The sequence below is a fragment of the Nocardioides sp. LS1 genome, from assembly GCF_003865225.1.
Taxonomy (GTDB): Bacteria; Actinomycetota; Actinomycetes; order Propionibacteriales; family Nocardioidaceae; genus Nocardioides; species Nocardioides ginsengisegetis.
In genome coordinates this window covers 407734-422495 of sequence record NZ_BIFF01000005.1, presented here as the reverse complement: position 1 = coordinate 422495, position 14762 = coordinate 407734, and the positions used below count along the sequence as shown (strand labels likewise).

Annotated in this window: 16 protein-coding genes; 13 read left to right on the top strand and 3 right to left on the bottom strand. The window is 73.1% G+C overall.

Annotated elements, in window-relative coordinates:
* Window positions 1-7: 7 nt before the first annotated feature.
* Window positions 8-1381, top strand: coding sequence for an AI-2E family transporter (locus tag EJF31_RS16220; RefSeq protein WP_260430909.1), 1374 nt, complete (start codon window positions 8-10; stop codon window positions 1379-1381).
* Window positions 1374-2588, top strand: a complete 1215-nt coding sequence (gene ilvA / locus EJF31_RS16215; protein WP_125038165.1) for a threonine ammonia-lyase — start codon at window positions 1374-1376, stop codon at window positions 2586-2588. Before EJF31_RS16220 ends, ilvA begins: the two co-directional genes overlap by 8 nt.
* A 3-nt stretch (window positions 2589-2591) precedes the next feature.
* On the opposite strand, the gene greA is transcribed toward ilvA, so the two are convergent.
* Together greA and EJF31_RS16205 are read right to left on the bottom strand one after the other, a co-directional pair.
* Window positions 2592-3101 (bottom strand): transcription elongation factor GreA, encoded by a 510-nt coding sequence (gene greA, locus EJF31_RS16210; RefSeq protein WP_125038164.1) that lies wholly within the window; start codon window positions 3099-3101, stop codon window positions 2592-2594.
* Window positions 3102-3293: 192 nt separating this feature from the next.
* Window positions 3294-3695: a DUF4307 domain-containing protein gene (locus EJF31_RS16205; protein WP_125038162.1), complete on the bottom strand. Its 402-nt coding sequence runs from the start codon at window positions 3693-3695 to the stop codon at window positions 3294-3296.
* A 29-nt stretch (window positions 3696-3724) separates the two neighbouring features.
* On the opposite strand from EJF31_RS16205, the gene mca reads away from it, so the two are divergent.
* The 6 genes from mca (at window position 3725) to EJF31_RS16175 (ending at window position 9023) form a co-directional block, all read left to right on the top strand.
* Window positions 3725-4618, top strand: coding sequence for a mycothiol conjugate amidase Mca (mca, locus tag EJF31_RS16200; protein ID WP_125038161.1), 894 nt, complete (start codon window positions 3725-3727; stop codon window positions 4616-4618).
* 86 nt (window positions 4619-4704) lie between these two features.
* A complete protein-coding gene (locus tag EJF31_RS16195) occupies window positions 4705-5580 on the top strand; it encodes an endonuclease/exonuclease/phosphatase family protein (RefSeq protein ID WP_125038159.1) in 876 nt (291 codons plus the stop codon).
* A gap of 41 nt (window positions 5581-5621) precedes the next feature.
* Window positions 5622-5852 carry a hypothetical protein gene (locus EJF31_RS16190; protein ID WP_125038158.1) on the top strand — a complete coding sequence of 77 codons (231 nt, stop codon included), beginning with the start codon at window positions 5622-5624 and terminating at the stop codon, window positions 5850-5852.
* 86 nt (window positions 5853-5938) lie between these two features.
* Window positions 5939-6853 carry an endonuclease/exonuclease/phosphatase family protein gene (locus EJF31_RS16185; RefSeq protein ID WP_125038157.1) on the top strand — a complete coding sequence of 305 codons (915 nt, stop codon included), beginning with the start codon at window positions 5939-5941 and terminating at the stop codon, window positions 6851-6853.
* 91 nt (window positions 6854-6944) lie between these two features.
* Window positions 6945-7856, top strand: coding sequence for an endonuclease/exonuclease/phosphatase family protein (locus EJF31_RS16180; protein WP_125038156.1), 912 nt, complete (start codon window positions 6945-6947; stop codon window positions 7854-7856).
* Window positions 7857-7955: 99 nt separating this feature from the next.
* Window positions 7956-9023, top strand: a complete 1068-nt coding sequence (locus EJF31_RS16175) for an endonuclease/exonuclease/phosphatase family protein (protein ID WP_125038155.1) — start codon at window positions 7956-7958, stop codon at window positions 9021-9023.
* A gap of 3 nt (window positions 9024-9026) precedes the next feature.
* Here the strand turns inward: EJF31_RS16175 and EJF31_RS16170 are convergent, their stop codons facing one another.
* On the bottom strand, window positions 9027-9626 hold the full coding sequence (locus EJF31_RS16170) for a bifunctional 2-polyprenyl-6-hydroxyphenol methylase/3-demethylubiquinol 3-O-methyltransferase UbiG (protein WP_125038153.1): 600 nt from the start codon (window positions 9624-9626) through the stop codon (window positions 9027-9029).
* 92 nt (window positions 9627-9718) lie between these two features.
* Here EJF31_RS16170 and EJF31_RS16165 point away from each other — a divergent pair, with 92 nt between their 5' ends.
* Genes EJF31_RS16165 through EJF31_RS16145 form a run of 5 tightly spaced genes read left to right on the top strand, consistent with a single transcriptional unit; the run spans window position 9719 to window position 14753 of the window.
* On the top strand, window positions 9719-10165 hold the full coding sequence (locus tag EJF31_RS16165; RefSeq protein WP_125038151.1) for a hypothetical protein: 447 nt from the start codon (window positions 9719-9721) through the stop codon (window positions 10163-10165).
* The gene (locus EJF31_RS16160; RefSeq protein ID WP_221767613.1) at window positions 10162-10830 is read left to right on the top strand and encodes a hypothetical protein; all 669 of its coding nucleotides are present in this window, start codon (window positions 10162-10164) and stop codon (window positions 10828-10830) included. The genes EJF31_RS16165 and EJF31_RS16160 overlap by 4 nt, the downstream gene beginning before the upstream one ends.
* Window positions 10831-10834: 4 nt before the next feature.
* Window positions 10835-11485 carry an ABC transporter ATP-binding protein gene (locus EJF31_RS16155; protein ID WP_125038149.1) on the top strand — a complete coding sequence of 217 codons (651 nt, stop codon included), beginning with the start codon at window positions 10835-10837 and terminating at the stop codon, window positions 11483-11485.
* The gene (locus EJF31_RS16150) at window positions 11482-12138 is read left to right on the top strand and encodes an ABC transporter ATP-binding protein (protein WP_125038147.1); all 657 of its coding nucleotides are present in this window, start codon (window positions 11482-11484) and stop codon (window positions 12136-12138) included. The genes EJF31_RS16155 and EJF31_RS16150 overlap by 4 nt, the downstream gene beginning before the upstream one ends.
* Window positions 12135-14753: an FtsX-like permease family protein gene (locus EJF31_RS16145; protein ID WP_125038146.1), complete on the top strand. Its 2619-nt coding sequence runs from the start codon at window positions 12135-12137 to the stop codon at window positions 14751-14753. Before EJF31_RS16150 ends, EJF31_RS16145 begins: the two co-directional genes overlap by 4 nt.
* The last annotated feature ends 9 nt before the right edge of the window (window positions 14754-14762 follow it).

Below are 14762 nucleotides of genomic sequence, written 5' to 3'. Positions count from 1 at the left end.
TGTCGACGTGAGCAACGAGGCTGACGGTCCGGGCGCCAACGGCGTCGCCGACCCCACGGACCCGAGCCCTGAGACACCGGCCGCCGACGGGCACCACGAGCCCCGGCGCCGGCTCCCGATCATCGGGATGCGCTCCCGCGACGAGGAGGAGGGCATCGCGCAGCGGATCGCGCACCAGTGGGCGCAGCTGCGCGACGTACGCCGGCCCGAGCCCGAGCCGATCGCCACCGGGCCCTCCAACTTCAGCCGGGCGCAGGTGCCCTGGGGCCTGGACCTCGCCGCCGCCTGGGCCTGGCGGTTCCTGATCATCGCGATCGCGGGCTACGTCATCGCGCGGGTGATCGGCTACTTCGCCGTCATCACGGTGCCGCTGGTCATCGCCCTGCTCCTCTCCGCGCTGGCCGTCCCGGTGGTCGACCTGCTCCAGCGGGTCGGCTTCCCGCGCGGGCTCGCCGCGATCCTCGTCGTGCTGGCCGGCCTGGCGTTCGTCGCCAGCCTGCTCACCTTCGCCGGGCAGCAGGTCGCCAACGGCGCCAACGACCTGGCCGACCAGGTCGTCGCCGGCCTGGGCGAGATCAAGAGCTGGCTCAAGACCGGGCCGCTGCACGCCAGCGACTCGCAGATCAACGACTACATCGACAAGATCCAGAAGGGCATCAGCGACCGCACCAAGGACGGCGTCAAGCTCAGCAGCGTGACCGAGGTCGGCACGGTCCTGACCCACGTGCTGGCCGGCTTCTTCGTGATCCTGTTCTCCACCTACTTCTTCCTCGCCGACGGCGACCGGATCTGGGCGTGGTTCGTCCGGCTGGCCCCGCGCGCGGCCCGCGAGCACGTCGACTCCTCCGGCCGGGTCGCCTGGATCTCGCTCACCCAGTTCGTCCGGGCCACCGTGATCGTGGCGCTCACCGACGCCATCGGCATCATGATCGTGGCCGCGATCCTGGGCGTGCCGTTCGTGCTCGCCATCGGCGTGCTGGTCTTCCTCGGCGCGTTCATCCCGATGGTCGGCGCCACCATCGCCGGCACCGTCGCGATCCTCGTCGCGCTGGTCGACCAGGGCCCGTTGACCGCGCTGCTGATGATGGGCGGCGTCATCCTGATCCAGCAGATCGAGGGCCACGTCCTGCAGCCGTTCCTGATGGGGCGCTGGGTCTCCGTGCACCCCCTCGGTGTCATCGTGGCGATCGGGTGCGGCGTGCTCGTCGCGGGCGTCGCCGGCGCCCTGGTCGCCGTACCCCTCGCGGCGGCCGTCAACTCCGTCGTGCAACATCTGGCCAGCAACACCCGCGTCGGGGACGACGCGGAGGAACAGCTGGCCGAGGACTACCAGGAGCTCGGCGAGAGTCCGCCGACCAACGAAAGCGTGAGGAATGACTGACCCCGGCACCGTCACCCTGGCCGACATCGAAGCCGCCCGCGAGGTGCTGCGCGGTGTCGCCATCACGACGCCGATGGAGGAGTCGCGCTGGCTCTCCGCCCTGGCCGGGGGACCGGTCAGCCTCAAGTGCGAGAACCTCCAGCGCACCGGCTCGTTCAAGGCCCGCGGCGCCTACGTCCGGATCTCGCGGCTCACGCCCGAGGAGCGCGCGCACGGCGTGGTCGCGGCCTCGGCCGGCAACCACGCCCAGGGCGTCGCGCTCGCCGCGCAGCTGCTCGGCATCAAGTCGACGGTCTTCATGCCGGAGGGCGCGCCGATCCCCAAGGAGCGGGCGACCCGCGCGTACGGCGCCGACGTGGTCTTCCACGGCACCTACCTCGAGCACTGCCTCGACGCGGCCCGGACGTTCGCGGCCGAGACCGGTGCGGTGCTGATCCACCCCTTCGACCACGTCGACATCGTGGCCGGGCAGGGCACCGTCGGGCTCGAGATCCTCGAGCAGTCACCCGACGTCAAGACCATCCTCGTCCCCACCGGCGGCGGTGGCCTGCTGGCGGGCGTCGCGATCGCGGTCAAGGCCAAGCGCCCCGACGTGAAGGTGATCGGCGTGCAGGCCGAGGGCGCGGCGGCCTATCCCGGCTCGCTGGCCAAGGGCGCCCCGACCCCGCTGGAGCACATGAAGACGATGGCCGACGGCATCGCCGTCGGGCTGCCCGGCGCCATCACCTTCGCCGCGGTCCGCGACCACGTCGACGAGATCATCACGGTCTCGGAGGACTCGCTCGCGCGCGCCCTGCTGGCGCTGCTCGAGCGGGCCAAGATGGTCGTCGAGCCGGCCGGCGCCGCCGCCGTCGCGGCGCTGCTGGACCGCCCGACCGAGTTCACGACGCCCACCGTGGCGCTGCTGTCCGGCGGCAACATCGACCCGCTGCTGCTCGGCAAGGTGATCCGCCACGGCATGGCCGCGGCCGGCCGCTACCTCAACCTCCAGGTCTGCATCCCCGACACCCCCGGCGGCCTCGCCCAGCTGCTCGGCGAGGTCAGCGCCGTCGGTGCCAACGTGCTCGAGGTCGTCCACGAGCGCATCTCGCCCTCGCTGCACCTCGACGAGGTGGAGGTCTCGCTGCAGCTCGAGACCCGCGGCGAGCAGCACGCCGCCCAGGTGATGGGCCGGCTGCGCGAGCGTGGCTACCGCGTCTACGAATAGACCTCAGCCGGTGAAGGGGACCGCCGCGACCACGACGACCTCGAGGGTCTTGCCGTTGGGGGCGTCGTAGGACACGGTGTCGCCGACCTTCGCGCCGATGATGGCCGAGCCCAGCGGGGACTGCGGGGAGTAGACCTTGAGGCCCTCGATCGAGTCCTCGATCTCGCGGGCGCCGAGGAGGAACGTCTCGGCCTCGTCGTCGTCATCGCCGACGAACTTGTAGGTGACCTTCATGCCGGGGGAGACGGTGCCGTCGTCCTCGGGCGTCTCGCCGACCTTGGCGCGCAGCAGCATGTCCTCGAGCTGGCGGATCCGGCCCTCGACCTTGCCCTGCTCGTCGCGCGCGGCGTGGTAGCCGCCGTTCTCCTTGAGGTCACCCTCGTCGCGGGCAGCGCTGATGCGGGCGATGACCTCCTGGCGGACCGGGCCCTTGAGGTTGGCGAGCTCCGCCTGGAGCTTGTCGTAGGCCTCCTGGGTCAGCCAGATCGTGCCCTGCTCGGTCGACTGCGTCATGGGTGTCTCCTGCGGTTCTTCGTGCGTGTACGGCGATGCGTTCTCGCCCATGGTCGTCTGGGTGGTGCGTCCCTCGTCGGCGGCCGATCGGGCGTGCGCCGGTAGGTCGCGGGCCCATCCTGGACGGCCCAGCGGGACGGTCAGAAGGGTCAGTTTAACAACTGGTGACGCGAGTCGCAGGTTCGTCGCGGCTCAGTTGGGCCGCGGAGCGCCCGGTGTGGTGCATCCGACCATCTGCACCGAGGTCGCCACCCGCTCGGTGCGGATGGTCTCCTGCAGCGGCTGGTCGGCCCCCGGGTCGGGGGCGAAGGACAGCTCGCCGACGACCGTGTGGTCCTCCGCGTAGGCCCGGAGCAGGCACTGCGCCTTCACCGAGTCGTCGCGCAGCCGCACCTCGACCTCGGCGGTCACGGCGTGCTCCCCCTCGACGTGGAAGGAGACCAGGGAGGACTCCACCGGGGGGTTGGCGTGCTCCCACGTCGTCCAGCCCAGCCACCCGAGGAACGCCGCGGCCACGACGACGCTGGTCGCGATGACGGCGCGGCGGCGCCAGGGCGCGGGGGCGCCGTACCGGTCGGCGAGGGTGGAGCTCACCCCTCAAGGGTCCCATCTAGGATCGCCCCATGCCGCAGCACCCCTCCCGCGCCGGACTCCGCCTCATGCACGTGCACGCCCACCCGGACGACGAGTCCAGCAAGGGCGCCGCGTCGACCGCGAAGTACGTCGCCGAGGGCGTCGACGTCCACGTCGCCACCTGCACGGGTGGTGAGCGGGGCTCGATCCTGAACCCCAAGATGGACCGTCCCGACGTGCTCGCGAACATCACCGAGATCCGCCGCCAGGAGATGGAGCGGGCCCGCGACATCCTCGGCGTGCGCCAGGACTGGCTCGGCTTCGTCGACTCCGGCTGGCCCGAGGGCGACCCGAAGCCGCCGCTGCCCGAGGGCTGCTTCGCGCTCGTCCCGCTCGAGGAGGCGGCCGCGCCCCTCGTCCGGCTGATCCGCGAGTTCCGGCCGCACGTCGTCACGACGTACGACGAACGCGGCGGCTACCCCCACCCCGACCACATCATGTGCCACAAGGTTGCCGTGGAGGCGTTCGCGGCGGCCGGTGACCCCGAGCGCTACCCGGAGCACGGGGAGCCGTGGCAGCCGCTCAAGCTCTACTACCACCACTCCTTCAACCGCGGCCGGATGCAGGCGATCCACGACGCGATGCTCGAGCACGGCCTCGAGTCGCCGTGGGCCGAGCGGCTCAAGGAGTGGAAGCCCGAGCCCGAGTGGGACGCCCGGGTGACGACCAAGGTGCCGTGCGCCGACTTCTTCGGCGTGCGCGACCAGGCCCTGCTGGCCCACGCGACGCAGATCGACCCCGACGGCTTCTGGTTCGCCATCCCGCGCGAGCTGCAGGAGAAGGTCTGGCCGACCGAGGACTTCGAGCTGGTCACCAGCCACGTCGGCGAGATCGGGCCCGAGGACGACCTCTTCGCCGGGATCGACCCGACCACCGCCGGATGACCCGAACGGGTCATCCGGTCTGCCGGACGGCCGTTCCTGGCCGGTAACCCCCGACCGCCGGCCCGGTCGCACCTAGGTTTCTCCGGGTGACCAGACGCTTCCTCGGGCGCCGATCCGGCGTCGTCCTCACGCTTCTCACCCTCGTCGCGGCCCTCGCCCTGACCGGCCTGACCTCGCCCGTGCAGGCACGCACTTCTGCGGGCAAGGTGCCGCAGGACGCCGCGTTCCAGATCGCGACGTTCAACATCCTCGGCAGCCAGCACACGCTCGGCCCCGGCGGCTACGGTCCCGGCGCGCTCCGCGCCGCGATCACCTCCCGGCTCATCGAGCGCAAGGGCCTCGACCTCGTCGGGATGCAGGAGGTCCAGGCCGACCAGCTCGAGGTGCTGCGCACCGACCTCGACGGCTTCGACATCTGGCCCGGCGACCGGCTCGGCCCCTCGGGCCTGCGACTCCAGATCGCCTGGCGGACCTCGAAGTTCGAGCTGCTCGAGACCGGCACGATCACCACGACCTTCGACCACCAGATGCGCCCGATCCCGTGGGTCCGGCTGCTCAACCGCAAGAGCCAGCGCCAGCTCTACGTCGTCGACGTGCACAACTCGCCGCGCGGCCAGGAGCACGACCGCGACAAGGCCACCCGCCACGAGATCCGGCTCGTCGACGAGCTCCGCGCCACCCACAAGGCCGTCTTCCTGATCGGCGACATGAACGAGCACGACGAGGTCTTCTGCTCCGTCGTCGGCAGGACCGACCTGGTCGCGGCCAACGGCGGTACGGCGACCTCCGCCGACGACTGCCAGCCGCCGACCGGTTGGCTCCACATCGACTGGATCTTCGGCGGCGGCCCGCTGACGTTCAGCGACTACGGCTGGGAGGACGGCGCGTCGGTGCGCGCCGCCAGCGACCACGACCTCGTCCACGCGACCGTCACGCTGCCCGCCCGGGGCGACGGCGCCTGACCGGCGTACCCCGCTCCGCGGGCGAGTGGGACAATGGCGGCATGCCGCACCTGTTCCTGATCGCCAACCTGGTCGCCAGCCAGATCATCAGCCTCGTCGACGAGTCCCCGAAGCCCGAGGACGTCAAGGCCGGGTGGACCGCGTTCGCGATCTTCCTGATGCTCGCCGCGGCGGTCGCGTTCCTCGGGTTCAGCCTGGTCAAGCAGCTCCGCAAGGCCCAGGCCGCGCAGGACGCCGGCGTCTACGACCGGGCCGACGAGAAGCGGTCCTGACCCTCGGACCCGGAAGTTCATCTCGGATTCGTCACGACGCGACCCGAATGCCGGATTCCGTCGACGGTGTTGCTTAACCTCCTGCGGTGCAGCTGTCCAGACACGGGCTGGCGGTCCTTCTCGGGGCCCTCGTGACCACCCTCCTCGCCTCCCTGATCACCCTCGTTCCGGCCTCCCCGGGCCAGGCGCTCGCGGCCTCGTCCGGCGCCTCGACGAGGCACCACCACCGGACGCACCGGCACGCCACGACCAGCTTCAAGATCGCGACGTTCAACATCCTCGGCAGCCAGCACACCGTCCGCCGCGGCGGCTGGGGGCCGGGCTTCGTCCGCGCCAAGGTGACCGGCCGCGCGATCAAGCGCCGCCGGATCGACGTGATCGGCCTGCAGGAGGTCCAGCTCGACCAGCTCCGGGTGCTGCGTCGCCACATGCACGGCTACCGCTTCTGGCCCGGCACCCGCCTGGGCTACCCCGGAATCCCGCTCCAGATCGGCTGGCGGACCTGGAAGTTCCGGCGGGTGCAGTCCGGCTGGGTGCGCACCCCCTTCGACCACCAGCACCGGCCCACCCCGTGGGTGAAGCTGCGCAACCTGCGCACCGGCCGGATGGTCTACGTCGTCGACGTCCACAACTCGCCCGGCCCGCGCCAGCAGCGCTCCCGGTTCGCCGCCACCGGCAAGCAGGTCCGCCTGGTCCGGCACCTGCGCAGCCACCACCGTCCGGTGTTCGTCGTCGGGGACATGAACGAGAAGCGCGGCTTCTTCTGCCGGATGGTCCGCAAGACCGACCTGTGGGCCGCCAACGGCGGCGGCATCCGGCACGGGCGGTGCCACGCGCCGGCCCACCCGCGGATCGACTGGATCCTGGGCAGCGGCCCGATCCGGTTCAGCCGCTACCGCCACGACAAGGGGTTCGGGGTGCGCTTCTCCAGCGACCACGACCTGGTCCGGGCCCGGGTCACGATGCGGGTGCTGCGCCGCCCGCACCACCACCGGCACTGATCGCCCCCCCGTGACAAGGCCCTGTGGGGCTGGTCACGATGCCTCTCCTGGAGTTGCGACGGGCCCCCTGGGCTTGGCTAACGTGAGTTGAATGCCCCCGTTCTACCGCCCTTCCCGCATGCTCGCTGCCGCCGCCACGGCGACCGTCCTGGCCGCCGGCGTCCTCCTCCCGACGACCGCGGACGCCGCTGACCCGCGGCTCCCGATCCCCGGCGGTACGACGCCCTCGCAGGGCAGCGAGCCGCAGCAGGCGGCCCGGCGGCCGACGGCCTTCAACTTCAAGCTGGCGACCTTCAACATCCTCGGCAGCCAGCACACCGCGGGCCCCGGCGGCTACGGCCCGGGCACCCACCGCGCCCGCATCACGGCACGGATGATCAAGCACAAGAACGTCGACGTGATCGGGATGCAGGAGGTGCAGACCGACCAGTACCGCGTCCTGCACAACCGCCTCGACCACTACCGCATCTGGCCGGGCACCCGCCTGGGCAACCAGGGCATCCGCCTCCAGATCGCCTGGCGCGAGCACCAGTTCAAGCTGCTGCGCACCGGCACCATCACCACCCGGTTCGACCACCAGTCGCGCCCCATCCCGTGGGTGAAGCTCAAGAACCGGTCCACCGGCCGCAGGATGTACGTCGTCGACATCCACAACAGCCCGCAGGGCGAGGAGGCCGAGCGCGACTCCGCCACCCGCGCCGAGATCCGGCTGATCAACCGGCTGCGCCAGGACCACAAGCCGGTCTTCGTCGTCGGCGACATGAACGAGAAGGCCGAGTGGTTCTGCAAGGTCGCCGGCCACACCGACGTCCGCTCCGCCAACGGCGGCCACGCCTCGCCCGACCGCTGCTCGCCGCCGCAGCGCCGACTGCGCATCGACTGGCTGATGGGTGGGCGCCGCATCGACTTCTCCCACTACCGCGAGGACGACGGCGGCCAGGTGCGCCAGGCCAGCGACCACGAGTTCCTGCACACGCGCGTGCACGTCCGCTCGCCGCGCTGACCCGCAGGAGACCCGGGCCGACCCCACCCGCTGTTCGGGGCGGGTGACGGTCCTCACGGAGATGCCGCAAAGGACGGCCCGGGCGGCTAACCTGCTCCGGTGCGTCGCCGCTCAGCCCCCCGTATCGAGCACCGTCTCGAGCTCCTGGTGACGGCCACCCTCCTGACCGTGGTGGCCGTCGTCGTGGGCACGCTGATGGTGCCGGGACAGATGCGGCTCGAGGCCTCGCCGACGGCCTCGACCATCGTCGGGCCGGTGCCGGTGAAGGCCCGCCCGTCGGGCACCTCGCGCGGCGCCGACCGGCACCTCGTCCTGGCCCGCACCGGCACGAGCCTGGCCACGCTGCCGCCGTACAAGGTGCAGAAGGCCACCGCGCCGCTGGTCAAGCTGCCGCCTCCGCCGCCCCCGCCGACTCCCGGCACGCCGTTCACCTTCCAGGTGGGCACCCTCAACGTCCTCGGCAGCCAGCACACCGCCGGCCCCGGCGGCTACGGCCCCGGCACCTCGCGCGCGGGCATGCTGGCCGGTGCGATCGTCAACCGAGGCGTCGACCTGGTCGGCATGCAGGAGATGCAGGACGACCAGCTCGCGGTCTTCCGCAACCAGCTCCCCGGCTACGGCATCTGGCCCGGCACCGCGCTCGGCAACAACGGCGTGCGCCTGCAGATCGCCTACAGCTACGCGATGTTCGAGCTGGTCGACACCGGCTCCATCACCACGGTCTTCGACCACCAGATGCGCCCGATCCCTTACGTCCTGCTGCGCAACCGCGCGACCGGCGGCGAGTTCTACGTCGTGGACATCCACAACAGCCCGCAGGGCCTCGAGGCCGAGCGCGACTCCGCCACGGGTGCCGAGATCTCGCTCCTCAACACCCTCCGCGCCACCGGCAAGCCGGTCTTCGTCGTGGGTGACACCAACGAGCACACCGAGTTCATGTGCAAGGTCGCGGCCGCCACCGGCTTTGTGGGCTACAACGGCGCCCACTACGCCGGCGGCTGCTACGCCGGTACCGGCCAGATCAAGATCGACTGGATCATGGGCGGCAACGGCATCACGTTCTCCAGCCCCGTCGTCGACTACGGCGCCCCGATCCCGTCCGGCACCGACCACGCGTTCGTGCACGGCACGACCACGGTCACCCCGATGGAGACGGCCGGCCAGTAGGGCTCAGGCCCGGCGGACCAGCCGGACCAGGCAGTCCCAGGCGGTGCGGTCCGCCTCGCCGTGACCGTCCGGCACCTGCCGGGCCACGCGGTCCGCGTGGAGCAGCTCGTACGACGCCTCGCCCAGGTCGTCGAGCACGTCGGCGGAGGTCATCAGCACGGCCGGGTCCTGCGGGCCGCCGGTGCCCTCGGCGAGGTTGGTGGAGTCGTGCGCGACGAGCAGGAACGTGCCGCCGGGGCGCAGCGCCTCGAAGGCCCGCCGCACCGCCTCGCGGCGCTCGGCGGCCGGCAGCTGCAGGTAGGCGACGACCGCGAGGTCGTAGCCCTCGCCGCGCCACGTCGTCGCGTCGGCGCAGACCCACGTGACGTCGGCCTCCTCGGCGAGCCGGCGGCCCTTGTCGAGGCCGACCTGCGCGAAGTCCACCGCCGTCACCGACCAGCCGCGGCGGGCCAGCCAGATCGCGTTGCGGCCCTCGCCCGCGGCCAGGTCGACGGCGCGGCCCGGCGGCAGGTCGGCCAGCTCGGCCGCCACGAACTGGTTGGGCGTCACCGACCACACCAGCTCCGCCGCGGCGTACCGCTCGTCCCAGGCCTCTGCGTCCATGACGCTCACGCTACTGCCGCGGCAGCGACGTTCAGGTGGTCGGCAGGTGGCCCGGATCACACTCGGCGCAGTTCCCTCTCCAGGAGGTGCCCATGACCGAGCCGATCCCCGCCCGCATCCTGGTCGTCACCGACCACCCCGAGCCCGACGCGACGCTGCTCCACGCCATCGAGGAGCGCGCCGCACAGGGACCCACGCAGTTCCGTCTCGTGGTGCCCAACCCGGCACCCTCGGAGATTCACCTTCTCCACCCCGAGCGGCACGCCAAGGCCGCCGCCGCCGAGGGTGTGCTCCGCTATGCACTGCCGATGGTCGAGCGGGCCGCCGGCGGTCCGGTCATCGGCACCGTGTCCGTGCGCCACGACCCCATGGACGCCGTCGAGGAGATCCTGTACGGCGAGCCGGTCGACGAGATCATCGTGTCGGTGACCGACCACCGGCTCGCGACCCGGCTCCACCAGGACCTCGCCCACCGGCTCCGTCACCACGGCCTGCCGATCCTCCACCTCGAGCACGCCCAGCGGGGGTCGGCGGGGTGAGGCGCGGCCCGGGCGCCCTGCTCGCCACGGCCACTTGCGCGGTCGTGTCGTCGGCGCTCGGCTGCTCGGCGTCGACGACCACGGGTGCCCCGGCACCGTCCTCGAGCGCCCCGACGTCCGGCCCCGCATCCGGGTCACCGTCCGGCCACGGCCACTCGCCGACCGCGACGCCGTCGGCGCCGCACGCCACCGAGTTCAACCCGCCCGGCGACATCCCCGACAACGCGGTCTTCGTCGACCACGTCGCCCCCGGCAGTCGGGTGCACTTCTCGGTGCCGGAGGGCTGGGCGCGGTCGACCTCCCACGGGGTCACGACCTTCACCGACAAGTACAACAGCATCAGCATCGAGGTGCGGCCACGCGCCCATCCGCCCACCGTGGCCAGTTCGCGACGCCAGGACGTCCCCGAGCTGCGCCGCTCGGTCCCGAGCTTCGTGGCTCGTGGCGTCACCACGGTGACCCGGGCGCACGGCTCGGCCGTCCACCTCGTCTACTTGCTCGACTCCGCGCCCAACCCCGTGACCGACAAGGTCGTGCGCGACGTGGCCGAGCGGTTCGAGTTCTGGCACGCCGGCCAGGAGGCCGTCCTCACCCTCACGGGTCCCGAGCACGCCGACAACGTCGACCCCTGGCAGGTCGTCAGCGACTCCCTGCACTGGGCGTGACCCCGTGACCCTGCGGGCCGACAGCGTCTACCGCTTCTTCCGCTCGGGGGACGAGGAGACGTTGGCCGTCCGCGGGGTCTCGCTGGAGATCGCACCGGGCGAGCTCGTCGTGCTCTCCGGCCCCTCCGGGTCGGGGAAGTCGACCCTGCTCGCCTGCCTGGCCGGCACCGACGAGCCGTCCGGCGGCACGGTCTGGGTGGAGGGAGGCCGGATGAGTGGCCGGACCGAGGCGGCCCGGGCCGCGCTGCGCGCCCGCCACATCGGCACCATGGCCCAGTCCGGCAACCTGCTGCCACACCTGAGCGTGGCCGACAACCTGCGCCTCGTCCGACGCATCGGTGGGCACCGCGGTGGCACCGGACCGATCCTGGCCGACCTCGGGATCTCCGGCCGCGCGGCGGCGTGGCCACACGAGCTGTCCGGGGGCGAGCTGGCCCGCGCAGCGCTCGCGGTCGCGCTGGTCAACGAGCCCGCCGTGCTCCTGGCCGACGAGCCGACCGGCGAGCTCGACGCCGTCTCCGAGGCTCACCTGCTCGAGCTCCTGCGGGCCCGGGCCGACCGGGGGTGCGCGATCCTCGTCGCGAGCCACAGCCCTGCGGTCCGGGCCGCGGGCGACCGGGTGCTCCGGCTCGACGACGGGCGGCTGGTGGCATGAGCGACGTGCTGGTCAGCTGTGTCGACGCCGGTCGGACGTTCGGTCACGGCCAGTTGGCGGTGGTCGCGGTCCGGGGGGTCACGTGCACGGTGGGTCCGCGCAGCCGGGTCGCGCTGATGGGTCCGTCCGGCTCGGGCAAGTCCACGCTGCTGCACCTGATGGCCGGGCTCGACCGTCCCACGTCCGGGTCGGTGGGCTGGCCCCAGTGGGATGAGGGCCCGTTCGGGCACCCGTCGCGCGTGGGCATGGTGTTCCAGGGCCCGAGTCTCGTCCCGGCCATGACCGCCCTCGAGAACGTCGCCTTCCCGCTGCTGCTCGAGGGCACGTCGCACGAGGAGGCCATGGCGCGGGCCGAGGAGTCGCTCGACCTGCTCGGACTCACGGGCCTGGCCGGCAAGGTCCCCGACCAGCTCTCCGGCGGTCAGGCGCAGCGCGTCGCGGTGGCCCGGGTGGTCGCCAGCCGCCCCCAGCTGATCGTGGCCGACGAGCCGACCGGCCGGCTCGACCGCGCCGCCGGCGACCGGGTGGTCGACGTCCTGCTCGACGCAGCCGAGCACCTGGGTGCCGGGCTCGTGCTCGCCACGCACGACGAGCTGTCCGCGCGGCGCGTGGAGCAGGTCTGGCGGATGGGTGAGGGGGAGTTGAGGCCATGACCTGGATCTGGCTGCGCGGGCTCCTTCGCCACAGCCCCCTCCGGCTGCTGGCCGCGTCGGGGGGCCTGGTCGTCGCGGTCGCCCTGGTGGCGGGCCTCGGCAGCTTCCTGGCCACCTCGGAGGCCACCATGACCCACCGGGCCGCGGCCCAGGTCGCGGTCGACTGGCAGGTCCAGGTCGCCCCGCACCGCTCCGCCGTCGCCGTCCTCCGCGCGGTGCGCAGCGCCCCCGGCACGATCGCCGCGCTGCCCGTCGGGTTCGCCGACTCGCCCGGCCTGCGCGCGTCCGCGGGCGGCACCACCCAGGACACCGGTGCGGCCCGCGTGCTCGGACTGCCCGGCGGCTACGCCGACACGTTCCCCGCGGCGATGCGCCTGCTCACCGGCAGCCTCGACGGTCCCCTCGTCGCCCAGCAGACCGCCGCCAACCTCCACGTCGCGCCCGGCGACGTGGTCCGGGTCGCCCGCACCGGCCTGCCGCCCTACCGGGTGCGGGTCGCGGGCGTCGTCGAGCTCCCGCAGGCCGACTCGCTGTTCCAGCAGGTCGGGGCGCCCAGCCAGGTCCAGCCGGTGGCGCCGCCCGACAACGTGGTCCTGCTGCCCGCCGGCAGGTTCCACGCGGCGTACGCCGGCCTGGCGCGCATGCGGCCCGACCTCGTCTCGACGCAGGTCCACGCGCGTCGCGACCACGTCGTCCTGGCGTCCGACCCGGCGGCCGCGTTCGTCGCGGAGACCGGGGCGGCGAACAACCTCGCGGCGCGGACCAGCGGTGCCGGGGTGGTCGGCGACAACCTCGGTGCCTCGCTGGACGCCGCCCGCGAGGACGCCGCCTACGCCCGGATCCTCTTCCTCTTCCTCGGCGCCCCGGGCGCGCTGCTCGCCCTCGCGCTGACGGCCGCCGTCACCCAGGCCGGGGCGGACCGACGTCGCGCCGAGCAGGCCCTGCTTCGGGCCCGGGGGAGCACCCCGGCCCAGCTGGTGCGACTGGTGCTCGTGGAGGCCGTCGTCGTCGGCGTGCTCGGCGGGCTCGGGGGCGTGGCGCTGGCCGCGGCGATCGGCGCCGCCTCGTCGTGGCCGTGGGACCTGGCCGCCGCCCTCGGTGGCCTGGCGTTGGCGGGCGTGGTGGTGGCGGTGCCGGCCGTGCGCGACCTCCGGCGGGTCGAGCGGGTGACCGACGCTCCGGTCTCCCGGCCGCTGTGGCTGCGGCTGGGTCTCGACGTCGTGCTCGTCGCCGCGGGGCTCGCGGTCTTCTGGGCGTCGGGCCGCAACACCTACGCCCTGGTCCTGGCGCCCGAGGGGGTGCCGACGATCTCGGTCAGCTACTGGGCCTTCCTCGCCCCCGGCCTGGCCTGGCTCGGGTGCGGCCTGCTGGTGTGGCGGATCGCCGACTCCGTGCTGGTGCGGGCCCGGCCGCTGGTCGCGCTGGCAGCTCGGCCGTTCCTCGGCCCGCTCGCGCCCACCACAGCCGCGGTGCTGGCCCGCCAGCGGGGACCCGCGGCTCGTTCGGCCGTGCTGGTCGCCCTGGCCCTCGCCTTCGCGGTCTCGACGGCCACCTTCAACGCGACCTACCGCCAGCAGGCCGAGGTGGACGCCCAGCTGACCAACGGGGCCGACGTCACCGTCACCGAGTCGCCCGGCGCCTCGGTCGGTCCCGGCGCGGCGACCCCGCTCGCCGCGGTGCCCGGGGTGCGGGCCGTCGAGCCCCTGCAGCACCGGTTCGCCTACGTCGGCAACGACCTGCAGGACCTCTACGGCATCGACCCGGCCACCCTGTCGCGGGCCACCACCCTGCAGGACGCCTACTTCCAGGGCGTGAGCGCGGCCGGGGCGCTGGCCCGGCTGGCGTCGCGCCCCGATGCGGTGCTGGTCAGTGCCGAGACCGTCAACGACTACCAGCTCAACCCCGGCGACCTGCTGCGGCTGCGGCTCCAGGACGCCCGGACCCACGCGTACACCTCGGTCGCCTTCCACTACGTCGGCATCGTGAACGAGTTCCCCACGGCGCCCAAGGACAGTTTCCTCGTCGCCAACGCGTCGTACGTCGCGCGGCAGACGGGCAGTGACGCCGTCGGCACCTTCCTCGTCGACACCGGCGGGCAGGACGTCCCCGCCGTGGCCGACCGGGTCCGGGCGGTCGTCGGCACGACGGCGTCGGTCGGGACCATCGACGACGCGCGGGGCCTGGTCGGCTCCAGCCTCACCTCCGTGGACCTGTCCCGCCTGACCCGGCTCGAGCTGGCCTTCGCGCTGCTCATCGCTGCCGCTTCGGGTGGGCTGGTGATCGGGCTCGGCATGGCGGAGCGGCGACGGAGCGTCGCCGTGGCCACGCTCCTCGGCGCGACCGGACGGCAGGTACGCCGCCTCGGGGCCGCCGAGCCGGCGTACGTCCTCGTCGTCGGCACCGCCTGCGGGCTCGCCTCGGGCGCGGGGCTGTCCTACCTCCTCGTGAAGGTGCTGACCGGCGTCTTCGACCCCCCGCCGGCCGCACTGGCCGCGCCCTGGGGCTACCTCGGCGGCCTGGTGGCGGCCACCGTCGCTGCCGTGGTCCTGGCCGCCCTCCTCGTCGTCGAGCGCGCCCGCGGGCAGGCCCTGTCGGCATCACGTACCGGGGGGTAGGTTCGCGGC

Bases quoted from the DNA above. Each gene is read 5' to 3' on its own strand.
- ilvA (WP_125038165.1), top strand. From the start codon at position 1,374: ATGACTGACCCCGGCACCGTCACCCTGGCCGACATCGAAGCCGCCCGC.
- greA (WP_125038164.1), bottom strand. From the start codon at position 3,101: ATGACGCAGTCGACCGAGCAGGGCACGATCTGGCTGACCCAGGAGGCC.
- mca (WP_125038161.1), top strand. From the start codon at position 3,725: ATGCCGCAGCACCCCTCCCGCGCCGGACTCCGCCTCATGCACGTGCAC.
- EJF31_RS16190 (WP_125038158.1), top strand. From the start codon at position 5,622: ATGCCGCACCTGTTCCTGATCGCCAACCTGGTCGCCAGCCAGATCATC.
- EJF31_RS16180 (WP_125038156.1), top strand. From the start codon at position 6,945: ATGCCCCCGTTCTACCGCCCTTCCCGCATGCTCGCTGCCGCCGCCACG.
- EJF31_RS16170 (WP_125038153.1), bottom strand. From the start codon at position 9,626: ATGGACGCAGAGGCCTGGGACGAGCGGTACGCCGCGGCGGAGCTGGTG.
- EJF31_RS16165 (WP_125038151.1), top strand. From the start codon at position 9,719: ATGACCGAGCCGATCCCCGCCCGCATCCTGGTCGTCACCGACCACCCC.
- EJF31_RS16150 (WP_125038147.1), top strand. From the start codon at position 11,482: ATGAGCGACGTGCTGGTCAGCTGTGTCGACGCCGGTCGGACGTTCGGT.
- EJF31_RS16145 (WP_125038146.1), top strand. From the start codon at position 12,135: ATGACCTGGATCTGGCTGCGCGGGCTCCTTCGCCACAGCCCCCTCCGG.